Origin of the sequence: Methylocystis sp. (genome assembly GCF_046349115.1) — a bacterium.
GTDB lineage: Bacteria > Pseudomonadota > Alphaproteobacteria > Rhizobiales > Beijerinckiaceae > Methylocystis.
The window spans coordinates 202,024-228,140 of sequence record NZ_JAXMCX010000005.1 but is presented as its reverse complement, the minus strand read 5'-3'; the positions used below and the strand labels follow the sequence as shown (position 1 = coordinate 228,140).

19 protein-coding genes, 1 tRNA gene and 2 pseudogenes are annotated in these 26,117 nt (G+C 61.4%); 13 read left to right on the top strand and 9 right to left on the bottom strand.

Annotated features, from left to right (window positions below; genetic code table 11):
* The 12 genes from U1E20_RS14300 to U1E20_RS14245 form a co-directional block, all read left to right on the top strand.
* Positions 1–1,489: 3-hydroxyacyl-CoA dehydrogenase NAD-binding domain-containing protein (locus U1E20_RS14300; RefSeq protein WP_409981290.1), on the top strand; the 1,489-nt coding region annotated here is incomplete at its 5' end.
* Positions 1,490–1,607: 118 nt separating this feature from the next.
* Positions 1,608–2,432, top strand: a complete 825-nt coding sequence (lgt, locus tag U1E20_RS14295) for a prolipoprotein diacylglyceryl transferase (protein ID WP_409981289.1) — start codon at positions 1,608–1,610, stop codon at positions 2,430–2,432.
* Positions 2,429–3,511 carry a class I SAM-dependent methyltransferase gene (locus tag U1E20_RS14290; protein WP_409981288.1) on the top strand — a complete coding sequence of 361 codons (1,083 nt, stop codon included), beginning with the start codon at positions 2,429–2,431 and terminating at the stop codon, positions 3,509–3,511. Before lgt ends, U1E20_RS14290 begins: the two co-directional genes overlap by 4 nt.
* 10 nt (positions 3,512–3,521) lie before the next feature.
* A complete protein-coding gene (locus U1E20_RS14285; protein ID WP_409981287.1) occupies positions 3,522–4,301 on the top strand; it encodes a polyphenol oxidase family protein in 780 nt (259 codons plus the stop codon).
* 75 nt (positions 4,302–4,376) lie between these two features.
* Positions 4,377–5,168 (top strand): hypothetical protein, encoded by a 792-nt coding sequence (locus U1E20_RS14280; protein ID WP_409981286.1) that lies wholly within the window; start codon positions 4,377–4,379, stop codon positions 5,166–5,168.
* A gap of 509 nt (positions 5,169–5,677) precedes the next feature.
* Complete coding sequence (locus U1E20_RS14275; RefSeq protein WP_409981285.1) at positions 5,678–5,815, top strand: hypothetical protein; 138 nt, start codon at positions 5,678–5,680, stop codon at positions 5,813–5,815.
* Positions 5,816–5,902: 87 nt separating this feature from the next.
* The gene (gene kdpF / locus U1E20_RS14270; RefSeq protein ID WP_409981299.1) at positions 5,903–5,989 is read left to right on the top strand and encodes a K(+)-transporting ATPase subunit F; all 87 of its coding nucleotides are present in this window, start codon (positions 5,903–5,905) and stop codon (positions 5,987–5,989) included.
* Between the two features lie 33 nt (positions 5,990–6,022).
* Positions 6,023–7,732, top strand: coding sequence for a potassium-transporting ATPase subunit KdpA (gene kdpA, locus U1E20_RS14265; protein WP_409981284.1), 1,710 nt, complete (start codon positions 6,023–6,025; stop codon positions 7,730–7,732).
* An 11-nt stretch (positions 7,733–7,743) separates the two neighbouring features.
* On the top strand, positions 7,744–9,792 hold the full coding sequence (gene kdpB / locus U1E20_RS14260) for a potassium-transporting ATPase subunit KdpB (RefSeq protein WP_409981283.1): 2,049 nt from the start codon (positions 7,744–7,746) through the stop codon (positions 9,790–9,792).
* A gap of 13 nt (positions 9,793–9,805) precedes the next feature.
* Positions 9,806–10,405, top strand: a complete 600-nt coding sequence (gene kdpC / locus U1E20_RS14255; protein ID WP_409981282.1) for a potassium-transporting ATPase subunit KdpC — start codon at positions 9,806–9,808, stop codon at positions 10,403–10,405.
* 27 nt (positions 10,406–10,432) lie between these two features.
* Positions 10,433–13,132 (top strand): DUF4118 domain-containing protein, encoded by a 2,700-nt coding sequence (locus U1E20_RS14250; protein WP_409981281.1) that lies wholly within the window; start codon positions 10,433–10,435, stop codon positions 13,130–13,132.
* A complete protein-coding gene (locus U1E20_RS14245; RefSeq protein ID WP_409981280.1) occupies positions 13,129–13,821 on the top strand; it encodes a response regulator transcription factor in 693 nt (230 codons plus the stop codon). The genes U1E20_RS14250 and U1E20_RS14245 overlap by 4 nt, the downstream gene beginning before the upstream one ends.
* Before the next feature lie 61 nt (positions 13,822–13,882).
* Here the strand turns inward: U1E20_RS14245 and U1E20_RS14240 are convergent, their stop codons facing one another.
* Positions 13,883–14,005, bottom strand: a complete 123-nt coding sequence (locus U1E20_RS14240; RefSeq protein WP_409981279.1) for a hypothetical protein — start codon at positions 14,003–14,005, stop codon at positions 13,883–13,885.
* 150 nt (positions 14,006–14,155) lie between these two features.
* Positions 14,156–14,338: a hypothetical protein gene (locus U1E20_RS14235; RefSeq protein WP_409981278.1), complete on the bottom strand. Its 183-nt coding sequence runs from the start codon at positions 14,336–14,338 to the stop codon at positions 14,156–14,158.
* A 208-nt stretch (positions 14,339–14,546) separates the two neighbouring features.
* Here U1E20_RS14235 and U1E20_RS14230 point away from each other — a divergent pair, with 208 nt between their 5' ends.
* On the top strand, positions 14,547–14,783 hold the full coding sequence (locus tag U1E20_RS14230) for a hypothetical protein (protein ID WP_409981277.1): 237 nt from the start codon (positions 14,547–14,549) through the stop codon (positions 14,781–14,783).
* A 237-nt stretch (positions 14,784–15,020) separates the two neighbouring features.
* Here the strand turns inward: U1E20_RS14230 and U1E20_RS14225 are convergent, their stop codons facing one another.
* The 7 genes and pseudogenes from U1E20_RS14225 to U1E20_RS14195 form a co-directional block, all read right to left on the bottom strand.
* Positions 15,021–17,012: a hypothetical protein gene (locus U1E20_RS14225; protein ID WP_409981276.1), complete on the bottom strand. Its 1,992-nt coding sequence runs from the start codon at positions 17,010–17,012 to the stop codon at positions 15,021–15,023.
* Between the two features lie 1,379 nt (positions 17,013–18,391).
* Positions 18,392–18,835 (bottom strand): hypothetical protein, encoded by a 444-nt coding sequence (locus U1E20_RS14220; RefSeq protein ID WP_409981275.1) that lies wholly within the window; start codon positions 18,833–18,835, stop codon positions 18,392–18,394.
* Between the two features lie 39 nt (positions 18,836–18,874).
* A complete protein-coding gene (locus U1E20_RS14215; protein WP_409981274.1) occupies positions 18,875–23,212 on the bottom strand; it encodes a DUF4082 domain-containing protein in 4,338 nt (1,445 codons plus the stop codon).
* 183 nt (positions 23,213–23,395) lie between these two features.
* A pseudogene (locus U1E20_RS14210) lies at positions 23,396–23,897 on the bottom strand (DDE-type integrase/transposase/recombinase).
* A gap of 307 nt (positions 23,898–24,204) precedes the next feature.
* On the bottom strand, positions 24,205–24,681 hold the full coding sequence (locus U1E20_RS14205) for a hypothetical protein (RefSeq protein WP_409981273.1): 477 nt from the start codon (positions 24,679–24,681) through the stop codon (positions 24,205–24,207).
* 254 nt (positions 24,682–24,935) lie between these two features.
* Positions 24,936–25,630 (bottom strand): annotated as a pseudogene (locus U1E20_RS14200) (IS6 family transposase).
* Positions 25,631–25,831: 201 nt separating this feature from the next.
* Positions 25,832–25,905: transfer RNA gene (locus U1E20_RS14195), tRNA-Gln, on the bottom strand.
* Positions 25,906–26,117 lie beyond the last annotated feature (212 nt).

Here is a 26,117-nt window from a genome sequence, read left to right as displayed (position 1 = left end):
AGGCATGATGATCTGGCCCGCCGCCAACGCCATCTACCGTCGCGAGACCTACGACAATTATCCCGCCGCCAAGGCCATTCTGCACGCCGTCTATGAAGGGCTGCAATTGCCGATGGATCAGGCGCTGACTGTCGAGTCGCGCTGGTTCGCGCATATTCTGCGCTCGAAGGAAGCGGCGGCGATGATCCGCTCGCTGTTTCTCTCCAAGAACGAATTGGACAAGGGCGCGCATCGGCCCAAAGACGTCGGTCCGACCGATCTCAAGAAGATCGGCATCATCGGCGCGGGCTTCATGGGCGCCGGCGTCGGCTATGTGAGCGCGCTCAACGGGCTCGACGTCGTTCTGATCGATCGCGATCAGGAGAGCGCCGACAAGGGTCTGGCGACGATCGACAAGCTCATTTCGAGTTCGGTCAGCAAGGGCCGCGCCACCACCGCCGACAAGGACGCGCTGATCGCCCGCGTCGTCGCGACCGCCGATTATGCGGCGCTCAAAGGCTGCGATCTCGTGATCGAAGCGGTGTTCGAGGACCGCGCCGTTAAGGCCGAAGCGACCAAGCGCGCGCAGGCTGTCGTCGGCGCCGACGCGATCTTCGCCTCGAACACCTCGACCCTGCCGATCACCTCGCTCGCTGAAACCGCGCAAAAGCTTGAGAATTTCATCGGCATCCATTTCTTCTCGCCGGTCGAGAAAATGCTGCTTGTCGAAGTGATCCTTGGCGAAAAAACCGGCGACCGCGCGCTGGCGACGGCGCTCGACTTCATCCGCATCATCAAGAAGACGCCGATCGTCGTCAATGATTCGCGCGGCTTCTTCGCCAATCGCTGCGTGCTCAATTACGTTCGGGAAGGGCAGATCATGCTCGTTAATGGCGTGCCGCCGGCGATGATCGAAAATGTCGCCCGCATGGCCGGCATGCCAGTTGGGCCGCTGTCGCTCAATGACGAGGTGGGGCTCGATCTGGGATGGAAGATCCTGCAAGCGACGAAGAAGGATCTCGGCGAAGGTTCGGTCGATCCGGCTCAGGAGCGCGTGCTGCGCTTCTTGGTCGAGGAGAACGGCCGTTTCGGCCGCAAGAACGGCAAGGGCTTTTACGACTATCACGCCGATCGAACGAAAAGCCTGTGGCCCGGACTGTCGGCGCTGGCGCAACATGAGCTCGATCCCGAGACGCTTAACGTCGCCGAGATGAAGCAGCGCTTTCTCGTCACCCAGGCGGTCGAGGCGGCGCGCGTCATGGCGGAAGGCGTCGTCACCGATCCGCGCGAAGCTGATGTCGGCTCGATTCTCGGCTTCGGCTTCGCGCCCTTCACCGGCGGCGTTATCTCTTACATCGACGCCATGGGCGCGAAAAATTTCGTCGCGCTGTGCGACAGACTCGCCGCGACTTACGGCCCGCGTTTCGAGCCGCCGCAATTGCTGCGCGACATGGCGGCGAAGGGCGAAACCTTCTACGGACGCTTCATGCCGCAGAAAATGGCGGCGTGATCCGGCGGGGATGCGTTTTGCGACGCGCCAGCCGGGACATGACATCCGTGGGGCCGGCGGGTAAAAGACAGGTGGGGCGCGTAGGTTCGAATCGCGCGCCCGCCTTCGGACCTGCTTAATGCCGATTTTCGCGCTTCCCTTTCCTGTGATCGATCCCGTCGCAGTCAACGTCGGTCCCCTGCCGCTGCGCTGGTATGCGCTCGCCTATATCGGCGGCTTCATCCTCGGCTGGCTCGTTCTTCGCGCGCTGGTCGCGAATGACGCGCTGTGGAGTCGTGGCCAGCCACGGCCAAGCCGTGACTCTCTCGACGATCTCCTCGTCTTCGTCGCCTTCGGCGTCATCATCGGCGGACGCCTCGGCCATGTGCTGATCTATGACCCGGCCTTCTATGTCGCGCATCCGCTCGAAATCTTTCAAACCTGGAAAGGCGGCATGGCGTTCCACGGCGGCCTGATCGGCGCGATGGTCGGGATGTATTTCTACGCCCGCCGTAGCGGCATGCCGCTGCTGACGGTCAGCGACATTTGCGCGGCGGTTGCGCCGATCGGCATTTTCTTTGGTCGCCTCGCCAATTTCATCAAGCCGGAGATGTGGGGCCGCGAGACTGACGTTCCCTGGGCGATGGCGTTTCCTGGCGCCGGCGACGCGACGCGCCATCCGAGCCAGCTCTATGAAGCGGGCCTGGAGGGCCTCGCGCTCGGCGTGCTGCTGCTCTTCGCCGCGCGCCATGGCGCGCTCAAACAGCCGGGACTCGTCACCGGATTTTTTGGCGTCGGCTATGGCATGGCGCGAATTTTCTGCGAATTTTTTCGCGAACCCGATCCGGTGCAGGAAGCGCTGCCGAATGGTTTGACCATGGGCATGGCGCTCTCCGCGCCGCTTGTTTTACTTGGCGCCGCCGCGATCATGTTCGCGCTCCGCCCGAGGAGCGCGACCGCATGAGCGCCTTGAAGAGAGAGATGATCGAAACAATCGCGCATGAGGGGCCCATCACGCTCGAGCATTACATGTCGCTCTGCCTCGCCCATCCGCGCCACGGCTATTACATGACGCGCGATCCATTCGGCGCGAGCGGAGATTTCATCACCGCGCCGGAGATCAGTCAGATGTTCGGCGAGTTGCTTGGCGTCTGGATCACCGAAGCCTGGCGCGCGGCGGGCGGTCCCTCTCAGGCGCGGCTTGTCGAGCTTGGTCCCGGCCGCGGCACGCTGATGTCCGACGTGCTGCGCGTCGCGCCGATCGCGCCCAATTTCTTTTCCGCCGTCACCGTGCATCTCGTCGAAACCAGTCCGATTCTGCGCGAAGCGCAGCGCCAGACATTGGCCAGAGCCGCAAAGCCTGTGCAATGGCATTCGGATTTCGCCGAAACCCCGCCCGGCCCCGCCTTTATCGTCGCCAATGAATTCTTCGACGCTCTGCCCGTCCGGCACTACGTCAAGACCGCCGGCGGCTGGCGCGAACAACTCGTCGGGCTCGACGCCGAGGGCGAACTGGCATTCGGACTGTCCGATGAGATCGAGACGGCGCTCAACATTCCGGCGCGCGAGGGATCGGTCATTGAAGTCAGCCCCGTCGGTCAGAAGCTGATGAGCGAGATCGCGACGCGCCTCGTCGCCGAAGGCGGCGCGCTCCTGCTTATCGACTATGGCTATGAACAGACCACGATCGGCGACAGTCTGCAGGCCGTGTCGCGCCACGCCTATGTCGATCCGCTGGCGGCGCCGGGAGAGGCGGACCTGACCGCGCATGTCGATTTCGCCGCTCTGGCGCGCGCCGCGCATGCATGCGGCGCCAAGGTGCTGGGTCCCGTGACGCAGGCGCATTTTCTCCTGCAGCTTGGCATCGAACGCCGGGCGGAGACCCTATCGAAGAAGGCGACGCCCGAGCAGGCGCAAGCCATCGTCGACGCCTTCGAACGTCTCGCCGGAATCGACGACGCGCGTCATCAGATGGGCGGGCTGTTCAAGGTGATGGCGGTGACTCATCCGGATATGCCCGACCTGCCGGGATTTTTCGTGTAACATCGACGCGATGACGCTCGAAATGCATGCGCTTACCGCGCGAAATCTTGGCCTGCCCGGCGTGCGCCACGCCTTTTTCACCCGCGCGGGCGGAGTCTCCGAGGGCGTTTACGCATCGCTCAACGGCGGCGTCGGTTCGCGCGACGCGCCGCCGCACGTCGCCGAGAATCGTGCCCGCATGGCGGCGCGGCTCGGCGTCGACGCGGAGCGCCTGCTGGTGCCTTTTCAGATTCATTCTGCGGACGCGCGCGCCGTGCGCGAACCCTGGAGCGCCGACTCGCGGCCGCGATGCGACGGCGTGGTCACGACGGAAGTTTCGCTCGCGCTCGGCGTCACCGGCGCCGACTGCGGCATGCTGCTTTTCGCTGACGCGAAGGCGGGCGTCGTCGGCGCCTGTCACGCCGGCTGGAAGGGCGCGCTCGGCGGCGTCATCGAAGCGACCGTCGCACAGATGGAAACGCAGGGCGCGCGGCGCGCCGACATTCACGTCGCGCTCGGTCCGGCGATCGGCGCGACGAGCTATGAAGTCGGTCCGGAATTCGTCGCGCGGTTTCGCGAAATGGACGAGGCGTTCGCGCGGTTCTTTACGCCGACCGAGCGCGAGGGCCACGCGACCTTCGATTTGCCGGGCTTCATTGCGTCGCGGGTCGAAGCGCTTGACGTCGCCTCATTCGAGGACCTCGGCGTCGATACTTATGCGGATGAGGCGCGCTGCTTCAGCTACCGCCGCAGCGTTCATCGCCGCGAGTCGGATTACGGTCGACTGGTCTCGGCGATCACGCTGATCTGACGTCGCCCGCGGCGTAAGGCTCATCTCGCGAGAGAACGTAAAGTTTTCCGAGATGAACTTTGGGAAGGATAAGACGTGGATAAATCTACATTCATGTCGCTTGACTTCATTGTTTTTAGTTCGCACAAAACAATGACACAATCACTAAGCGGAACGTTAAATTATAATGGATTCAGTTGTGTCCATGCGCATCAGCCGAAACACATCGACTTAACAAATGAACAGCTTAGAGAACTGAGCGAAGAATATTATCAGCACAATAACAAAAAGCTTAAGCTAATCTCTGTTTATAGAGATCCGATCGACAGGCTAATATCTTCGTTTTTTCAGTCGCTGTCCGTAGATAAATGGGGGCGAACAGAATATGGTAAAAAAGAAGAATTGGTCAATTTTAGTGAAAGCATATTGTTCTCGGAGGACTTTAATAGAATTATGGAACGGTTTTGGTATTATTGCGCAGTCAAAAATGATGTTAGTGAAGCTTTGGATTTAATTTGCGATATCTACGATATCCGACAGAATGAAATTTCCTTTCAAGCAGAGGAAATTTTCACAAGGAATGAGTTTCTAAAAATTGATTTATTTGTTTCCCGCTTTGACATTCTAAAGGATAATTTCTCGCAGGGCGCGTCCGTACTTGCCGGGCATCCGATTGATACGCAAATTCATAATGTTGCATCACAAAAGTGGTACGTCGCGAAATATGAGGAATTCAGAAATAATGTTCAATTGCCTAACGTATTTATCAGAAATATCTACAATTCAAGAAAGGCATTAAACGAAATATTCTATCCTGGCTTATTTGACAATATTTTGAATAAAGCATGCGAGCGCTATGGTTTGAGAAATGCGCCAAAGTGGCGTTAGTTTTGCGCGCGCCATGCAGGCGTTTTCGGGCAAGTTTTTAGCGGCTTAAATTCGAACATATCGGCAATCGACCCCTGGGATTCTTGGCTTCACATGGGCGGGAGCACAGGCTCGACCCCCACGCCGCCCACCATTGAAATCAACGAACCGTCCTGCAGCCTGATACGAGTTCCGGTTGATCTGCTCGGCTGTCATTCCAGACGCGCGCAACGCGCGCGATCTGGAATCCAGAGCAAAACCAGAATTCTTGAATTGGCTCTGGATTCCCGATCAGGCCTTCGGCCTGTCGGGAATGACACAGCCCGAGCGAACCGATCAGCCGGAATTCGTATGACTCTGTCCAAGGCGAAGGAAGCATCAAGGACGGCGGGCGTCGCGATTCCGCCGCTGTCGCCGGCGGCGCGAAATTCCTAATGGCGCCCTTACATCATTCGCGACCACATTCCTTTCGCGCGATCCGCGATGGCCCACGCCAAAACGCGATCGCGAAAGTGAAGCGAGGCGCACTCATGCCTGAATCTCTCATCGGCCTTGGCGTCGCGGCCTTCCTGTTTCTCGTCGCCGACAATCTCGTCCACGCAATTCGCGCGCGGCGCATGTGCAACGGCGAGCGGCGCGGTTACGCGGAGAAGAACGAACATGCTTGATCTCCTCTATGTCGGTTTCGGACTTCTGCTTTTCGCGGTTGTCATTGCCTATGCGCGCGCCTGCGAGCGTCTTTAGGAGAGCCAGAAATGTCCGAACCGGTCATTGGGTTGATCATCGCCGTCCTGCTCGGCGCCTACCTCGTCTACACGCTGCTTCATCCCGAAAAATTCTAAAGGAGGCCCGGCGAGAAGCCGGGCGTTTCGCCAATGACGTTCATTGGGCTGGCGCAGATCGCCATCATTCTCATCGCCGTCATCGCCGCGGCGGTTCCGCTTGGCGGTTACATCGCCAAAATTCTGTCGGGCGAGCGCAGCCTATTGACGCCGGCGCTCGCGCCCGTCGAGCGCGTCTTCTATAGGCTCGCCGGCGTCGATCCGGCGCGGGAGCAGAGCTGGCTCTCCTATACGATGGCGATGCTCGTCTTCAGCGTGGTCGGATTTATCTCGCTTTACGCGCTGCTGCGACTCCAGGCCTATCTGCCGATCAATCCTCAAGGCTTTGCCGGCGTTCCCGCCGATCTCGCCTTCAACACCTCGATAAGCTTCGTCACCAACACCAATTGGCAAAATTACAGCGGCGAAACGACGATGAGTCACCTGACTCAGATGCTCGGCCTCACCGTGCATAATTTCGTCTCCGCCGCGACCGGCCTGGCGATGGCCTTCGCCTTGGTGCGAGGATTATCCCGCGTCGAGTCGCCGACGATCGGCAATTTCTGGGTCGACCTCACACGGTCGACGCTCTACGTGCTGCTGCCGTTCTCGATCATTTTGGCGCTGGCGCTCGTCGCACTGGGCGCGCCGCAGACGCTGCAAGCGTCAATCGACGCGACGACGCTCGAAGGCGCGAAGCAGACGATCGCGATCGGCCCGATGGCGAGCCAGGAGGCGATCAAGGAACTCGGAACCAATGGCGGCGGCTTCTTCAACGCCAATTCCGCGCATCCTTTCGAGAACCCCAGCGCTCTTTCAAACATGTTGGAGATTTGGGCGCTGCTGGTCATCCCCTTCGCCACCGCCTTCGCCTTCGGACATGCGGTTCTCGATCATCGGCAAGGACGCGTGATCGCCATCGCCATGATGATCGTGCTCGTCGCTGGCGTTCTGGTCGCTTACTGGGCGGAGGCGCATGGAAATCCGCTGCTGACCGAGATCGGCGTCGATCCGACGCTCGGCAATATGGAAGGCAAGGAAATGCGCTTCGGCCCCGCGATGAGCGCGCTGTTCGCCGTCGCGACGACCGGCACCAGCTGCGGCGCGGTCAACGCCATGCATGACTCCTTCATGCCGCTCGGCGGCCTTGTGCCGCTGTTCAACATGCTGATGGGCAGCATCGCGCCGGGCGGCGTCGGCGCCGGCCTTTACGGATTTTTGGTGCTGGCGATCATCGCCGTCTTCGTCGCCGGTCTGATGGTCGGCCGCACGCCGGAATATCTCGGCAAGAAGATCGAGACGCGCGAGATGAAGCTCGCGATGCTGGCGGCGCTGATCTATCCGCTCTGCGTGCTTGGCTTCACCGCCGCGTCGGTCTTGCTGGAGACCGGGCTCGCCAGTCTGAACAACGCCGGCCCGCACGGGCTCTCGGAAATCCTCTACGCCTTCGCCTCCGCCACCGACAATAATGGATCGGCCTTCGCGGGGCTGACCGGCAATACGCCTTGGTACAATACGACGCTTGGCGTCGCCATGCTGCTCGGACGCTTCGCCTTCGTCATTCCCGTCTTGGCGATCGCCGGCTCTTTCGCAGCGAAAAAGAAAGCTCCCGCCTCGGTCGGCGCCTTCCCGACGCATGGGCCGCTGTTCATTGGGCTGCTGCTCGGCGTCATCGTAATCCTCTATCTGCTGCAATATTTCCCGGCGCTCGCGCTTGGCCCAATCGTCGAGCATTTCGCGCTGCTTGCCGGAAAGACCTTCTAAGGAACATGCCCATGTCGCATAAGCTCGCCGCTCCCGGCTTGTTCGACGCCGCGATCGCCAGACGCGCCGCGCTCGACGCCTTCAAGAAGCTCGATCCGCGACGCCTCGCGCGCAATCCGGTGATCTTCGTCACGGAAGTCGTATCGGCGGTCGTCACGGTCTTTTTCGTGCGCGATCTTATGGCGCAAAACGGCGTCGCCGCTTTCTCCGGCCAGATCGCCGCCTGGCTGTGGTTCACCGTGCTCTTCGCCAATTTCGCCGAAGCGGTCGCCGAGGGACGCGGCAAGGCACAGGCCGATGCGCTGCGTCGGACTCGCAGCGATGCGCACGCCAAACGGCTGATCCATCCGCAAAGCAAAAATGGGTTGAAGGATGTCTATGAAGGCGTGTCGGCGCTCGATCTCAAACTCGGCGACGTCGTGCTGGTCGAGGCCGGAGCGCTCATTCCCGGCGACGGCGAGGTGATCGAAGGCGTCGCTTCGGTCAATGAATCGGCGATCACCGGCGAATCCGCGCCAGTCATTCGCGAGGCGGGCGGCGACCGTTCGGCGGTCACCGGCGGCACCACGGTGCTCTCTGACTGGATCAAGGTGAAAATCACTGCGGCGCCAGGGGCAAGCTTCATCGATCGGATGATCGCGCTCGTCGAAGGGGCGCAACGCCAGAAGACGCCGAACGAGCTTGCGCTGTCGATCCTGCTCTCTGGGCTGACGATCATCTTCCTCATCGTCTGCGTGACGCTTTGGCCGCTCGCCGCCTATTCCGGCGCGGCGATTTCAATCACCGTGCTGATCGCCCTGCTCGTCTGTCTGATCCCGACGACGATCGGCGGCCTGCTCTCGGCGATCGGCATCGCCGGCATGGACCGGCTGATCCGCTTCAATGTCATCGCCACCTCCGGCCGCGCGGTGGAGGCGGCGGGCGACGTCGACACGCTGCTGCTCGACAAGACCGGCACGATCACCTTCGGCAATCGCATGGCCGACGAGTTCGTCCCCGTCGACGGCGTTTCCGAACATGCCTTTGTTGAAGCCGCTTTGCTCGCTTCGCTCGCCGATGAAACGCCGGAAGGCCGGTCGATCGTCGCTTTGGCGAAGAACATTCTCGGTTCGTCGACGCCCGCTCTCGGACCCGAGGCGAAGATCGTTCCCTTCTCCGCGCATACGCGCATTTCCGGCGTCGATCTTCCCGGCCGGACTCTACGCAAGGGCGCCGTCGACGCGGTCGCCGCGCATATTGACGCCGTTCCTGTTGATTTCGAACGCGCGGTCGAGCGCATCTCGCGCGCGGGCGGAACGCCTCTGGCCGTATCGGAAAACGGCAGGCTGCTCGGCGTCATTCATCTGAAAGACATCATCAAGCCCGACATCAAGGCGCGCTTCGCCGCCCTGCGCGCCATGGGCATCAAGACGGTGATGGTCACTGGCGACAATCCGATCACCGCGGCGGCGATCGCGGGCGAAGCCGGAGTCGATGATTTCATCGCGCAAGCCAAGCCCGAGGACAAGCTCTCATACATTCGCAAGGAGCAGCAGGGCGGTCGCCTCATCGCCATGTGCGGCGACGGCACCAATGACGCGCCGGCGCTCGCCCAGGCCGATGTCGGCGTCGCCATGCAGACCGGCACCCAGGCGGCGCGCGAAGCCGGCAATATGGTCGACCTCGACAGCGATCCGACCAAGCTCATCGAGATCGTCGCGATCGGCAAGCAGCTGCTGATGACGCGCGGCTCGCTGACGACCTTCTCGATCGCCAATGACGTCGCCAAATATTTCGCGATCATTCCGGCGCTTTTCGTCGTCGCCTATCCGGAACTCGAAGCGCTCAACGTCATGAAGCTCGCCTCGCCGCAATCGGCGATTCTCTCGGCGGTGATTTTCAACGCGCTGATCATCATCGCGCTCATCCCGCTGGCGCTGAAGGGCGTGCCCTACCGCCCGATCGGCGCCGCCGCGTTGTTGCGGCGTAACTTGCTCATCTATGGGCTCGGCGGACTGATCGCGCCCTTCATCGGCATAAAGCTGATCGATCTCGCTGTCTCCGCCGTTCATCTCGCTTGAGGAGGCTTATCTGATGCTCTCCCATCTTCGTCCGGCGATCGTGATGATCGCGCTGTTCACCGCGCTGACCGGCCTGCTCTATCCGCTCGCCATTATGGGCGTCGCCCAGCTCCTTCTGCCGACGCAGGCGAATGGCAGCCTGATCGAACGCGACGGAAAAATCGTCGGCTCGACGCTGATCGGGCAGAACTTCGCGTCGGATCGCTATTTCCATGGCCGTCCCTCGGCGACGACCGGCCCGGATCCGGCCGATCCCTCCAAGTCGATCGACGCGCCCTATAACGCCTCGAATTCGATGGGCTCCAATCTCGGACCGACCTCGAAAAAGCTGGTCGACCGCGTCAATGCTTCGATCGAAGCGGAATTCGACGCTGGCCGCATCGACGTCGTCGCCGCCGACGCCGTGACGACCTCCGCCTCCGGACTCGATCCGCATATTTCGCCCCAATTCGCGCTGGCGCAGGCGCCCGCCGTCGCCAAAGCGCGCAATCTTGCCGAGGCGCAGCTGCGCGCGCTTATAGACGCAAATACCGAAAGGCGCCTTCTCGGCGTCATCGGCGAGCCGCGCGTAAATGTGCTCTTGCTCAATATGGCCCTCGATCGCTTACAATGAGGCGGAGGCTTCAGAAGGCAGACGTCTTTGGCCCGCGACGACGGAGACTTCGACCGCCGACCTGATCCGGACGCGCTCCTTGCCCTGAGCGACAAGGAGAGTAGAGGAAAGCTGCGCGTTTTTCTTGGCGCCGCGCCGGGCGTCGGCAAGACCTATGCGATGCTGGCGCGCGCGCAAACGGCGAAGGCCGAGGGCGTCGATATCGTCATCGGCCTGGCTGAAACCCATGGACGCGTCGAAACGCTGGCGCTGCTCAACGGACTTGAGACGCTTGCGCGTCGCACATGCGATTATCGCGGCCGGATCATCGAGGAATTCGACATCGACGCGGCGCTGGCGCGAAAGCCTCAGCTCATCCTGGTCGACGAACTCGCCCACACCAACGCGCCCGACAGCCGTCACCCCAAACGCTGGCAGGATGTCGAGGAACTGCTTGACGCCGGCATCGACGTCTGGACGACGCTCAATGTCCAGCATCTCGAAAGCCTCGCCGACGTCGTGTCGCGCGTCACCGGCGTCGCCGTGCGCGAAACCGTGCCGGATCGCGTGCTGCAAAACGCCAATGACGTGATCCTTGTCGACATCACGCCGGAAGAACTGCTCCAGCGGCTGAAGGAGGGCAAGGTCTATGTTCCCGAGACGGCGAGACGCGCGACTCAGAATTTTTTCACGCCACGCAATCTCACCGCGCTGCGCGAACTGGCGCTGCGTCGAACCGCGGAACGCGTCGACGACCAGATGGTCGACATTCTTCGGCAGGGCGCGATCGAAGGACCCTGGGCGACGGCGGAGCGTCTGCTCGTCTGCGTCGGCCGCGACGCAAATTCCGAGGCGGTGGTTCGCGCCGGCGCGCGCCTCGCCACGGCGCTCAACGCGACATGGATCGCGCTTTACGTCGAGCGCGCCGGACAGGAGGAACAATCCGCCGAGGTCGTGCGACATGTCGATCAGTCGCTGCGGCTCGCGGAGCGGCTCGGCGCCGAAGTCGCGCGCGTTTCGGGAGACGATCTCGTGACGGAAGCGCTGCGTTTCGCGCGACGCGAGAATATCACCCAGATCGTGCTCGGGCGTTCGCGCGCGCGGCCTTTTTCGCGACTGCTGCGGCGTTCGTTGACCGAGGAAATTCTGCGACGCTCGACCGACATCGCCGTCCATGTCGTCGTGCAGGAGGACAGCCCGCCCCAACGCAAGCGCGCTCTGAGATTGCCGACCCTGTCGCAGACATGGCTTGGCTTCGGCGGGGCCGCGCTCTCCGTCACGATGACCGTCCTCGTCGGTTATGGCCTCGAGCGCTGGCTCGGCCTCGTCAATCCGTCGGTCATCTTCCTGCTCCCCGTCGTGCTTTGCGCCGCGCGGTTGGGGATGTGGTCCGCGATCATCGCCGCGATTCTGTCCTTTTTCGCCTGCGACTTTTTCTTTTTCAGTCCGCGCTATGAACTCACCATTTCACAGCCGCAGGAATTCCTGACGCTCGTGGTCGCGCTGACGGTCGCCGTCATCACGGGAATGCTCGCGAGCAAAATGCACAATTATGCGCAAAACATGCGCCAGCGTTCGCAGGCGGTGCAGTCGCTGTTCGAATTCTCTCGCAAGCTCTCCACGATCACGACACTTGACGACATTCTCTGGGCGTCCGCGTTGCAAATTCAAACAGCCGGCGAAGCGTCCTGCGTGATGATGCTGATTCCCGAAGAGGGCGGCTTGAGAGTGTCGGCGTCCTGGCCGCCGGTCGATCAGATGGACGCTGGCGAACTTGCCGCCGCCCGCTGGGCGCTGGAAAAATCCGAACGGGCCGGATGGCGGACCGACACGCTGCCCAATGTGCGCTTCCAGTTCCGGCCGCTTGCGACGGCGCGCGGGGTGGTCGCCGTTTGCGGGATCGAGCCGAAGACCCCGGAGGAGCCGCTCTCCGCCGCCGCTGAAAGCGCCATCTCCTCGCTCATCGAACAGACGGCGATCGCGATCGATCGTTCGATGCTGGTCGGCGAATCGGTCAAGGCGGCGGCTCTGGAAGAAAACGAAAAATTGCGGACGATCCTGCTCTCCGCTTTGTCGCACGATCTGCGCACGCCCTTGACCTCGATCACCGGCGCGGTGACCAGCCTGCGCGAGCTTGGCGAGAAGCTGCCGCCGGAGGATCGCAAGGACCTGCTTCTGTCGATCGAAGAAGAGGCCGGACGCCTGTCGCGTTTCATCGCCAATATGCTCGACATGTCGCGCATCGAATCGGGCGCGCTGTCGCCGCGCAACGATCTTGTCGATGTCGCTGAAGTGATCCGCGCCGTCCTCGAAAGATCGAAGAAGACTTTTCTGGGCAAGGACACATCGATCAGCATCGCGCCCGACCTTCCGCCCATTCGAGGCGACGCCAATCTTCTCGGCCAGGTTCTCTTCAACCTGATCGACAATGCGCATAAATACGGCGGACCGACCGGCGCGATCATTCACGCCAGGCGCGAAGGCGGCGATGTCGTGATCACCGTGACCGACGAGGGGCCGGGCGTGAAACCGGCCGACCTCGAGCGCATCTTCGAGAAATTTTATCGCAGCGGGCGCGCCGACGGCCGCAAGGCCGGCACCGGGCTCGGCCTCTCGATCTGCCGCGGACTGGTCAGGGCCATGGGTGGAACCATCCTCGCGCAAAGCCCCGCCGTCCGCCGTCGGGGAACGAGGATCATCATGCGCTTCCCAGCCATCGGCGAATCGAAACAGGGCGTGGCGGCATGAGCGACGCCAGCGTCCTTGTCGTCGACGATGAGCCTCAAATCCAGCGCGTGTTGCGGCCGTCGCTAACAGCCAGCGGCTATGAGGTGCGCGAAGCGGCGACGGGCCGCGAGGCGCTCGCTTGCGTATCCGATCATGCGCCCGACCTCATCATCCTCGATCTCGGCCTTCCCGACATGGACGGCAAGGAGGTGCTGAGAAGGCTGCGAATCCTCACGCGAACGCCGGTGATCGTTCTCTCGGCGCGCGATCGTGAATCGGAGAAGATCGCGGCGCTTGACCTCGGCGCCGACGACTATGTCGAAAAGCCCTTCGCGATGGGAGAATTGCTGGCGCGCATGCGCACCGCCCTGCGCCATTCGCAGAACGCTTCTTTGGAAACCGAATGCGTCGGCGCCGACGGGCTCGTGGTGAATGTCCCAAAGCGGATCGTGACAAGAAACGGCGCGCCGGCGAAACTGACGCCCAAGGAATTCGATCTTCTCGCCTTTCTCGCCCGACATGCCGGCCGGCCGCTGACCCATCGAGAAATCCTGAAAGCCGTCTGGGGCCCGGCGCATCAAAACGACAGCCAAACTCTGCGGGTCTTCATCGGTCAGCTGAGGGCGAAGATCGAGGACAATGCCGCGGCGCCCAGAATCATCGTCACCGAGCCTGGCGTAGGCTATCGGTTCATGACATCCGAGCCATGACGTTTCGCGGGCGAAGTTGAGATTGGCGCTCTTCTGACGGCGGCAGGCGCCGCCCGCAACTTTAATCGATGCTAGGATCGATCCCGGTCAACGACAGGCCGAAGACGACGACGCACAGCGCGAGCGCGACCGTCACTCCGACAAGCGGCGCGGCGAAGCCAGGGAGTTTTTTGAGGTAGCGCATGAACCGGTTCGCCTGGGAAAGACCGCGATCTAAACGGCGCCCCGTTAAAAGGGGGTTAGCCGCTTCCTGTCAAGCGGAAAGCGAAAGCGGCAACTAAAAAAGAGCGGCGTTCGGCCTGCCTTTCAGATCAATCCCGACTGGCGGGATCGTTCACTTGCGGCGCCGGCGACGCCAGGACCCGAAAATCCAGGCGCCGGCCAGCAGCGCCACGAGATAGATGACCGCCATGCGCGCGATGTCCGGCAGCTGATCCGCGAGTTCGGGCCAGAAGAGAAACGCCAGCAGCGTGATGACGCCCGCCAGGAGCGCCGCCAGAAGCGCGTCGTAATCCATTGTCGCCGACCCTTCCCAACGCCGGCGCGACGAATGCGACGCCGACGCCAAGCGCCATCGCGCTGCGCCGCCTTAACCTTAAATAGGGACGCCAACCGAAAACAAAGTTCGAATCGCTTGCGCGGCGCTCGGTCGAGCGGAACGAATGTGCAAGCTAAACGTTAGCATTGCTGCAGCCCCCTTTGCGGCTGCGACTAAGGAGGCAATCGTGTCCCGGAAAATCATTGCTCTTGCATTTGGGGCCGCCGCGGCGGCCGTCGCATCCTCGGCTTTGGCCGCCGATCTCGCTGTCGCTCCCCCGCCCCCGCCGCCGCAGGCCGTCCTCGCGCCGGACCCGTTCGCCCCTGTGGTCGCGGTCGTCTCCCTGCCGGTCACGGTCGCGGGCGCCGTCGTCAACGTGCTCGTACCGCCGCCCCCGCCCCCGCCGGTCGTCGCGGCCTACTGAGAGCTCGCACGTAAATTCGTCGACCGGGCGTTTCGCGTGCTGGGAACTCCTATCGTCGAAACGCCGGTCGCATCCTAACGCTCACGACCCTTGCCGCGGCGGCGACGCGATTATGAAAATGGCGGCTGTCGCCGGCTCTAGACGCATTCATGAATCATCGACTCATGAAGGCGTTCTCGCTATTTGACTTGATCAGTCTGCCACGCCGAACCGGCGCCGGATCGGCGAGAAACTGCTTTATGCGTGCGGCCAGCGGCGCTCCCGGAACCAGTTCCGATAATCCGACATTTTCGAGCGCTGCGCAGCCGGCGCATGGCGCGTGCACGTCGCCGCCTCGGCGCTTCCCTCGGCCGCGCCCCATCGCAATTCCACGCAGTCGTTGGGATTGTAACCCATCTCGAGGTCTTCGGCGCGGTCGATCACGTCCTTGAGCGAAAGCGTCCAGGCGGAGCCGTCGCTGCGCGTATAGGAAAACGTGCGCGCCGCCAGTTCGCTCGCGAGCGCGCCTTGCAATTGCGCCTTTGCGCTGGCCGGACTTTGGCCGAACGGCATCGCGTAGCGCTCGCCGCGCCGCGCCACGCGGTCGGGATAGCCGCGCACCACATCGATCGCGATCAGCAGGCGGAGATCCCGCGCCGGCGTCGAGAAATCCTCCCATGCGCCGGAGGTCGCGAAGATCGCCGCCCCGTCCGGCATCGACGCTTCGCCGCGCCCGCCGCTCTGGAACTTTCGACCGTTTTCGACCGCCGTCGCGCGCGTTTTCACCTGCTCTTCAAGCGCGGCGATCGCCGCCATCATCGCCCGCGTCGGATCGAGCGGCTCGGGCGACATCACCTCATCCATCCGATCGTAGAAATCCTCGGCGCTGAGCTGCGTTTGCTCCAGCGAAAAATCGCCATACTCCGGATTCTTGGCGATTTCAGAATTGGTGAGCGCCCGCAAGGCGCCGTTCTCCCGCACGACCGGCCGGAAGCGCTTGAAGCCGGGACTGCCGAGCGTCGCTTCATTGGCGAACAGGAAATTGCCGCGCCAGAACCGTTTGCGGGTGACAGTGCCATCCGGCTCGGCGTCGACCGCAAGAAAGACGCCCGCCCCGTCGGCCGACTGCGGCACGCGTTGCACGAGCATCATGACGTGCCCATAGGGATCGGCGTAGGCGGTTCCGGGACGCAGGGTCTCCTGCGTCAGCGGAATGGTGTAAAAATCGCTCTTGTCGCTGTTTGCCGGCGCCCGCACCGAACCGGAATGAACGACGTCGCCGATCGCCCGAAAATAGCCGGCGACGCCCGCCGGCCGTTTCGGGACCGGCGGTTTGGCAGGCGCCGCCGTCGGCGTGGGCGCGCCCGGCTGGGCCTGCTGAGGCTGCGAGAACAGTTGCTGCAAGATATTCGTGGGCGCCGCCGCGGGCGCCGGCGCCGGCGCGGCCGACGCGATAACTTGTTCGGGCGGCGGCGCGGGCCGGCTCACCTCGGGGTGAAGAATATCGAAGCGCTCATTGCATCTTGGCGCCGCGCCGCCGGCCCCGCGCGAGCAATTCGAATAGGCGAAGGGCAAGCCCATCTTGTAGGCGAAATAGGCGCGCAGGAAATAAACGAAATCCGCGCAGTCGGGCTTTAGCGACAGGGTGAGACTGTCTTCGCCGGTTCCAAGATGATTGAACAGCACATTGCGCGACGGATTGCGCAGCACCTCGTGCCACGTCTTCCATGACTGCTCCGCTTCAAGCGGCGCGTCGAAGAGCTTGGCGACCCACGCCGAATACAGATTCTCGGTCGCGCGGTCCCATTTGCCGCGCAGCGCCCAGACCGCGCCCTCCGTCGCGCGCGACGTGGATCTCTTTTGCGCGCTCACCTCGATTTCCCTGGTCATCGCGCCGCAGCCGGAGAAAATGCCGCCGCCCCCGAGCGTCGCGCGCCATGCGCCGGCGGTGGGAGAGGCAACTTCGGCGAACCAGACATAGGGCGGTCCGCCCCGCAATTGTCGCGATCTGGCGGCGACGCGTCCGTCAGGGCTAATCAGCGAAAGCTCGCCGTCGACCGGCCTCTCCGCGGCGACGAGAACGCGCAAGGGCGCGCCCTTCCATGGCGCCGAAGGCGACGCCAGCACCGCGATCTCAGCCGATTCTTCGCAGCCGCTCGCCTGGGCCTGGGCGTCCGACAATGGGAAAAGGAGACCCAAAAGAGCGCCTGCGATAAGCAGGAATGCAGCGAATCGGCGCGCTGAAAACATGTTTGACCCCCCTGTTGGACCGCCCTCTCGATTCGTCGCCATTAGAGGGCGATTTCCAGGTTATGAAGTTGGCGGCATTCGGTCAGCGAACGTAAGAACCGGTTTTGCCAAACTTCCGGCATTTCGGCGACCCCGGAAACTGCATCCGTTTTTCTCTGGTCAAACCGATATTCACGCTTTTGCCTCGCGCGACGGAACAGACGCGTCGGCGTTCGACCTCGACCGATTTGAGCCGGTGGACGTGGCGATTTAATGGAGAACGCTGTTCGTCGGTCGCCCTGGAGGCCGCAACTATGTAACTATTTGATTTTATTTGCTGTTAGCGCAGTCATGCGCGAACTCGCGCCAAATTCCCTGGTATCAGGGAAAATAACAGGGAATTTCGCAAAAAAGGGTCTCAGCGCGGTGTTTTTATGTGTGGATATATCAACAAAAGCAATGAGTTCATTAGAAAATTCCCTAAGCCGCATAACAGGGAATTATTTTGACGGAACGGGGAATTTACTGCAGTGAACAGGGAATTAATCGAGCAAACAGAGAGCTGGGCAGCCAGTCACGCAGACCACTCGCCACATATCTCATGATGGCCAAGGCTCTGCCTCGGCGAGGAGCATCTTCGTTGAAGCGCGGATCCGGACTGTCGTGAAAAAACGCGGCGCGCCAGGCGGCTCGATTTTACGGTAGGGACAACTGAGAGAACAACCGGCATCAAAGATGCAACGGCTGAGAAAAGTCGGCTTGCCCTGTTCCGAATTGGAGCGGATCCGAGCCAAATCTTGATTCATGGCAAGGGCCGCCGCCCGGCGAAGGCAGGACTGCGAATATGAATTTTGTTGTTCAGTTCTTGAGCGAAATTGGCGGAAATGCCAAGCCGGACGCGATCCGAACTATTAACTTTGAGTCTGACGACCTTTACCTAGTCGTTTCGCGAACGCGGATCATTCTATCGTCCAGAGATTATGAACCAACAGTTACCGCGTTTCAGATTATGACTGATGCGCAAGTCATCTATCACGAACACCGACAGGAGCCCGATGCTTGTCGACCGGTCGTAAACCACGCAGCTACGCCGCAGGCTTTGTCACCTTATTGAGTGACAGACGCGAATGATCGTCATTGACGATCAATGCTCATGCAGCAGCGGCGGCGGAACGCCATGTGTCCAGGGCTGACGCTCGAAAAGCTCGGTGCGTTCTTGCCGGAACGAGATGGCCTTAAATGTTGAAATTATTGTAGGTCGCGGCGTGAAAGAAGAGAAATCTTTGTGATGAGCCAACGCTTCCCGTCGTCGGGTTGGTTGCCACATGAATCGACATGGCCCAATGACGGCGCGTTTCGACAGGCCGCCCGCGCCAGGAAGTGCGGAAGAAAGTGAAGCCCTACTTCACCGGCATTCTCGGCGGCTTCGATGTAGTCGGCTTTCCTTCGGTCGAGAGTTCCGTAGGCAGCTGATCGAAGTTCACCGCTCTCGCGAAGTTGAAGGCCGGTTCGCGCAACACGTGTATTTCTTCCTTGGAGAGACAGTTTTGCGCTTTCGCGTTGCTTAGCAAAGCGGCCAAGCTGGCAAGGTTTTTCGGAATGGCCGCCTTTGTCAGACTCGCCTGCGAGTGCGCGGTTGCGGCTTGCTGGGCCGCGGCAGCGGCCTGCGGGCTAGCCTTCGCGGCGATATATGCCTTCCGGTGAGCCCAATAGGCGTCCGCGTCGCGCGAAATTGTCATGGAAAGAGTTCTGAGCCCTTGCGTAATTTGCGCGCAGTCCTGGGCCGCCGCGGCGGGCATGGCCGAGGACGCCGCTACGATGAGCGCGACAAGCGCCGCCTTCATTGGAACCTCCTGCTTAAACGCATCGCGAACCGGTCTCTCCTACTGGAACGAAGCGGATACGGATTTGTTGCTGTTCATCAAGACGACACAGCTTGTCGCCGTCCCACTGCAGGCGCCGCCCCAGCCGACGAATTTCCGTCCGGCGTTTGGCGTAGCGGTCAACGTCACCGAAGTTCCCGACACGTAAGTCGCCTGGCATGTCGATCCGCAGTTGATGCCAGTCGGGCTGCTTGTCACGCGCCCGCGATTATTGTTGCGCGTCACGGTGAGCGTGTATCTCGGCAGGATCGTCAGGACGAGCGTCGCCGTTCCTGTTCCGGCCGCGTTCGTTGCGCTGATGGAGATGCTGAAGGTACCCGTCGCCGTTGGCGCGCCGGAAATCAGTCCGGTGGACGTGTTGATCGAGAGTCCGGCCGGCAGCGGCGAAGCGTTGTAGCTCGTAGGATTGTTCGTGGCGGTGATCTGATAGCTGAAGCTCGTTCCGGCTGCGCCCGAGGCGGTAAGCGCGCTGGTGATCACTGGCGGCGCGACGATTGTCAGCGCCAGGACGGCCGTGCCGGTTCCGTCGGCATTCGTTGCGCTCAACGTCACGTTGAACGTCCCGCCTGCCGTTGGCGTGCCCGAAATCAGTCCTGTTGAAGTGTTGACCGAGAGTCCGGCCGGCAATGGCGAGGCATTGTAGCTTGTCGGATTATTGGTTGCGCTAATCTGATAGTTGAACGGCGTCCCGACAAAGCCTGTCGCCGTCAGGGGACTGTTGATCGCCGGTGTGCCAACAACATTCAGAACGAGTACAGCCGTGCCGGTTCCGGCGGCGTTGGTTGCGCTCAGTGTTATGCTGGATATGCCGGGCGCCGAGGGCGTTCCGGAAATCTGTCCCGTTGAAGTATTGACCGAGAGCCCAGCTGGCAATGGCGAGGCATTGTAGCTTGTGGGATTATTGGTCGCGGCGATCTGATAAATGAATGGCGTGCCCACGCTGCCCGAGGCGGTCAGCGCGCTGTTGATCACAGGCTGCGCGACGATTGTCAGCGCCAGGACGGCCGTGCCGGTGCCCTGGGCATTCGTCGCGCTCAACGTCACGTTGAATGTCCCGCCCGTCGTTGGCGTGCCCGAAATCTGTCCAGTGGATGTGTTGACCGAGAGTCCGGCTGGCAATGGCGAGGCGTCGTAGCTTGTCGGATTATTGGTCGCGGCGATCTGATAGATGAATGGCGTCCCCACGCTGCCCGAGGCGGTCAGCGCGCTGTTGATAACGGGCGCATTGCTGCCAGCTGAGGGCGAGAAGAGAACGTCGACCCAGTAATTCGTTGAATTGAAGGTGCTGGCCGGAAAGGTCGACGCGGCTCCGTAAGCGTAGACGCCGTTCCCCCCGCTTCCGCCGCTTGCCGGCGCAGTTAGCGGGCCGCTCGTATGCGCGCCGGCGAAGTAATTTCCATCCGCCGAATAAAAACCGTTTGTGTGATAGGACGCGACATAGGTCGTGTTGGCGGCGATCGGCGCCGGGGCCGGAAACAGGACGGTTTGCCAGCCGCTGGCCGTTTCACCCGAAAAGGTCGCGCTCGCGAGCTGAACGCCTGCCGCGCTCCACAGCCGCGCTGTATGAACGCCGACATTCTGCGGGCCTTTATAGAAACGCATCCCCAAAATGTTGCCCGCGCTCGTCGACGTGAATTTCACGCCCAGTTCGACGGCGTTCGAATCGTTCACCGATGCGATGGCCGGAACATCGGACAATGAGAACAGACTGTAACTCGACGCCGCAGAATCGATCGTCAATGCGAGACTCGCGGTCCCGGTTCCCAGAGCATTGGTGGCGCCGAGCGTAACGTTGAAAGACCCGCTCGCCGTCGGCGATCCGGAAATGACTCCTGTGCCGGTGTTGATCGAGAGGCCGGCGGGGAGGGGCGACGCAGTGAAACTCGTTGGGCTGTTCGTCGCGGTAATCTGATAGGTGAACGGCACGCCAACGACGCCGCTTGATGCGGTGGGACTGGTGATCGTCGGCGGCGCAGGGGGCGGCGCAGTAGCGAAGAGCACGTCGACCCAGTAGTTTTCGGAATTGAAAGTCAGATTTGGAAACGCAGTGGAAGTCCCGTACCGGTAGACGCCTGCATCGACGGGCGCGGTCAACTGACCTGCTGTCGTCGGCGTATTGAAATAACCCGTCGTCGCCGAATAGAAACCGCGCGTATGATAAGACGCCGTATAGGTCGTGCCCGCCGTAACGGAAACGGGCGATGCAAACAGCACGGTTTGCCACCCGCTCGCCGTTTCGTTGACGAAAGTCGCGGTCGCCAGCAAACTGCCTGACGAATTCCACAGACTGCCGGTATGAGCGCCGCCGTTGACGCCGTTCTTCCAGAACCGGACGCCCTTGATGACGCCTGACACGGAAGGCGTGAATTTGACGCCAAGTTCGACCGAGGTCGTATCGTCGACCTGCATGCGCTCCGGAACGCTGATTGCGCCAAAGAGGGTCGAGCCGGAGGAGGAGACTGAAACAGTGACGCTGGACGACGGCGCTCCGGAGTTCAGGCTGTCGTCGATGGCGCGCGCGCGGATGACCCAAGTTCCGGGCGTCGCAGTCCAACCGAATGTCCAATTGTTCCCGCCTGCGGCCTGACTCCGGGTGGCGCCGTCATCAACCGACACTTCGACGCCGGCGACCAGGCCGCCGGAGTCAGTCGCCGTGCCAGTGATCTGAACGGCTTGCCCTTCCTGAAAACTCGCGCCGTCGGCCGGACTCGTGATCGACGCGGTCGGCGGCGTGACGTCGGTCGACGGAAACGCCTGTGTCAGATCGCTCTGCTTCGTGGCCGGCTGCGCGCCCATGTCCGCGAGCACATTGAGCGTCGCCTGCTGGATGTTGCGGTCGACCGGCGTCGGCGGCCCATCATGGTCGCTGTTCAGACCCCAGGCCCAGAAGACGGTGCCGGCGCCGAATACAAGAGCGCCATTCGCAGGATCCTTGTACAGGGTGAGGTTGTGAGTCGCGTCAGCCGTCCCGGTGATCGATCCATAGTTGAGGAGCACCTTGTCCGTCGTCCGCGTCGTCGACGAAAGATTGATTATGCCGCCGGGCTCGAACCAGTTGTCGGGAGAATTATCCCACTCATAACCGAGGATGTTCGTCGTGAGCGTGGTTTTGCCGCCTGGAGCAGTCGCTGCGACATTCGGCGTATTGCGCCAGAAGCGCAGACGGCTCATTTCATAGGGAACCTCGATCGCATCGGACTGATAGGAATCGACTGCGAACAGCGTGCCGGTCAGCCGGTTCTCCGGTTTGCCGCCGTCGGCGGGCGGGCTGTTGCGCGGATCGCGCCACGTTCCCGTCCAAGTCCAGGTCGGATTTGCGTCGAGCGGATCGATGGGCCCGTTGGCGCGCGTCTCCTTGTAGCAGACGAGCGTGCGATTGGGCGTCGCTGATACATCGATGCTCGGCTCCCAACGGGTCTTCCAATAGACTTCATTGCCGCTCATGAACATGAGATGCAGGCCGGCCGTGCGCGCGGCTTCGATATTGGCGCGCGCCGTCGTGTCCCAGTATTCGTCGTGGCCGGTCGAGGTGAATATTTTATGCTGCAGCAGTCGAGGCAGCGAAGTCGCAACATCTGCGCCTGCGATGTAAGAAACGTCGTATCCGTTGCGCTCCAGCCAGAAAATCGCCGCATATTCGGCGCTGAAAAGAAAATCATGCGAGCCGGCGAAAGAACCGCAGCTGTCGCCATTGCGGGTGCAGATCGGCCGGTTGTAGCTGACCTTGAAGGCGCGGCCGGGGGCGCTGTCTCCGCCAGGGCCGTTGCCGCCATAGAGATTTGCGCCGCCCCAGCCGTTGTAGGCCTGCCAAGTTGTGTCGGACGTTTGAAATACGATGTCGCTCGTCGATTCATCCGCGCGCACGACGAAGGGGATGTGGTTCTCTATCGCCGGATTGTTCTGGTCGACGAGGTGCGCGACGTAAACGCCCGATACGGCGTCTGCCGGAACCGTCCACGAAGCCGTTACCGACCAGTTGCCCGCGTCGACAAGTCCCGTCGACGTATCGGTGATCGGCGCGGGCTGCGGCGAGGCAGCGGATTTGGAGATAGAGGTAATGAGTCGCGCGCCATTGCCCTGATAATAGCCCAGCCGATAAATATTTATGCGCCAGTTGCTTGAAGCGGTCTTGATCTTGAAATTGACCGTGGATCCGTGATTGACGCTCATTTGCGTCGCGAATCCCTCGAGAGCGGACGATCCCGGACCTGCGAGATCCCATTCGCTCCTCGGCGCGCCCGTTGACTGGTTTTCGGTCGAAATGGCGTTCGCGAGCGCGCCGCCGCCAATCGAAAGGATGAGCGCAAGCGCAGCTATAAGATTCTTCATTTTCCCCATGCCCCTTTCGTTAACGTTGAGCCAGGCGAAAAGTTGCGATAAAGGCGATAACAAGCTACGGCCACGCTTTACTCAACACTTTAGTCGCTACCGTAAAATCTATCCGGATGGCGCGCCGCATTGAATTGGTTGGGCATTGACACGTAACACGCCGAACTCGCGCAGCAGCGCTGAGTTCTCGCTTCACGCCGCAGCAACCGTCGCGTCGCGCCAAATATTGTGAGCCTCGGCCCGAAACCGCCGATGCGTTGCTCGGCAGATCAGGTGTCGTTGGACATTGAAGGCGTTGCAGACGGCGGCGCGGAGCGAAACAAAGCGTTGAACTGACTTGCGGGATTTGAAGCCCCCATTATGCGCTCCCGTCGTCGAACGGGTTGATGCGAGTTCTCCGCCCGGTTATTGGCGCGCGAGCCTTGTTCATTCTGACCTGAGAAGCCGATGGTCCGCAGCGCGGCCCCGTAGGATCCGAGTTTGTCCGTGACAATCGCCGTGGGGAAGAATCCCTGCTTCGTAAACAACTTTCTTAATAGCTTCAGTGCGGCGGCTTTGTTGCGCCTTCGTTGCCTCTTTCAGCCGGCAAACCCTCGACGTCATGATAGCTCGAGGTGAACCGAATATAGAGCCCGACCGCATGTCGGATGAGGTCGGGAGCGAAGCGATGACGACCGTAGGAGATGGGTTTCATCGGCCGCAATAGCCCATTTGTCCATATTTCGCCCGTTAACGTGTCAACGCCTACAATGCTTTCAGCGTTCGACGCCATCTCATATCAGCAAGAACGCATTGAGCTTTTCGAGCCTCCGCCATGGACTCATGGCGTGCAGCTACTCCTACAGCAGGAGCACGATCGTCCGCGATATCATTCACGCCTATCGTTCGACAACGCGACAACGCCACCGGGCCGATTAGACAGAGAACCTTGCGCACCGAAGATTATTTCACCGCGGACTGCGGCCCCGCCGGGGCCGCAGTCTCGCCTTGAGATATATTGACTATTCCACCAGGCCGCGCGCAACGCCGCCGGGAATATGGCAGGAACATCCGGTTCCGAGCACGCCCGGCTCCTTGAGCAGGCACGTCCTAACGGAAGTCGCGCAGTAGTCTCCACTCGGCACGACCACCTGCACAGGCCCCGAATAGCCGTAATAGCCGAACCCGATAGGAGCGCCGGGGGCTGCGTAGCCGTAAAACCCAACTGGCTCCTCCGCCACGACCGGCGCGGCATCGTCGAAATCGGCGGGCTCCTCTACTACAAGCGGCTCGATCACGACGGGAACGGCCGCATCGTAATATTCGCAGCATCTCGCTGCCCGGCGCACATGACGCCGATGACAATAGCTGGCCTTCTCGACCGGCGCGCTCAGCCCGACGCTTTTCTGGCTGGCGAGACCGACCGGCGCGGCCGACGTCCCCATCGCGAGCGCGAGCACTGCGCATCCACTAAGAATTGAGAGCTTTGTGATGCCCATGACTCTCCTCCCCTTCGACCAGTCAACGCCACCACCGAAATTCGAGGAACAGCCGAAACGATAGTTAACAACGCGAGGATTAAGGGATTCGTTCCAGCTTGGCCGAAGGCCTTGGCGGCTCTTCCAAATTAGGTTCGTAGCGCGCGCCGCGCCAGCTCGCGGATAGGCGTGTCAGCGTCAAAAGGCCTAAGCCCAACAGCGGCTCTGTCACGTTGCAGAACGATGGACTTAAGTGATCTCTCTGACGATCGTGCTCATGCTGCAGCAGCGACCGAACGCCATGTGTCCATGGCCGAGGCTTGCAAGGCTCGGTGCGCTCTTTTTGAGATGAAATGGCGTTGAATGTTGAAGGTGTTGAAGGCGGCGGCGTGAAAGGAGAGAATTCTTTGCGCGGAACCGATGCTTCTGAAGCCTTGCATTGCGTTCTCGCCGTCGGGTTGGTTGATGCGAATTCTCGGCCCTGTTGTTTCGCCATCGGCCGGTGCGATGCTTATGCGCGATCCCAAGATCACGCGCTGCGGCGTGGTAGGATCGCAGATGGTCCGTGATCAAATTCACTGGCAGAGCGCCGTATTTCCACAAGAGCTTGCGCATCAATTTCATCGCTGCGGCCCTATTCCGTTTGGTCTGGACGAGGACATCGAGAACCTCTCCTTCACCATCGACGGCGCGCCATAGGTAGACCAGCCGTCCATCGATCCTGAGATCGACTGCGCCCAGACGCCATGTCGGGTGCGGCTTCGGCCGGCGTTTGCGCAGATCGGCCGCGCTCTTGGGTCCAAAATGATTGACCCATCGCCTCACGGTTTCGTAGGAGACCGCGATCCCGCGTTCCGCCATCAAATCCTCAACATCGCGGAAGCTCAGCGTGAATCTGACAATAGAGCCAGATCGCCTGTTGAATGATCTCGGGTAGAAAGCGGCAGCCGAGGTAGCTGATCTTGGTCATCGTGCACGATAAGCGCCAGAGGTCAGTGCCGGTAAGCCGCCAACGTGAGAAAGCCTTCTCGACGCCCATTATCTGCGCCGCGATCCGGCGCTCGGCGAAAGCGCGATCCGATAGCCCGAACAGAGAACAAAAATTCCCCACTGAACGCCCGACTGGCGCTTAGAGATCTTTCTAGGAATGAGAAAAACGCAACAAAATCAATGGCTGGGGGACCTGGATTCGAACCAAGATTAACGGAGTCAGAGTCCGCTGTTCTACCGTTGAACTATCCCCCAACGGCGCGACGCCGCGCTTGCGCGAACCGCTGGTGACTTAGAGAGCGTCGCTGACGGTGTCAACAGCCGTGGGCCTCGGCGAGAGCGACGCCGCTCGCCCGCTTCGATTTGCCCAACTTCCGCTGAACCCTTGCGGAACCCTCGCGGAACCCTTGCCGAACCCTTGCGGGCGGCGCGACGATCCGGCATGTAGGGAATTTACGCCGGCTTCG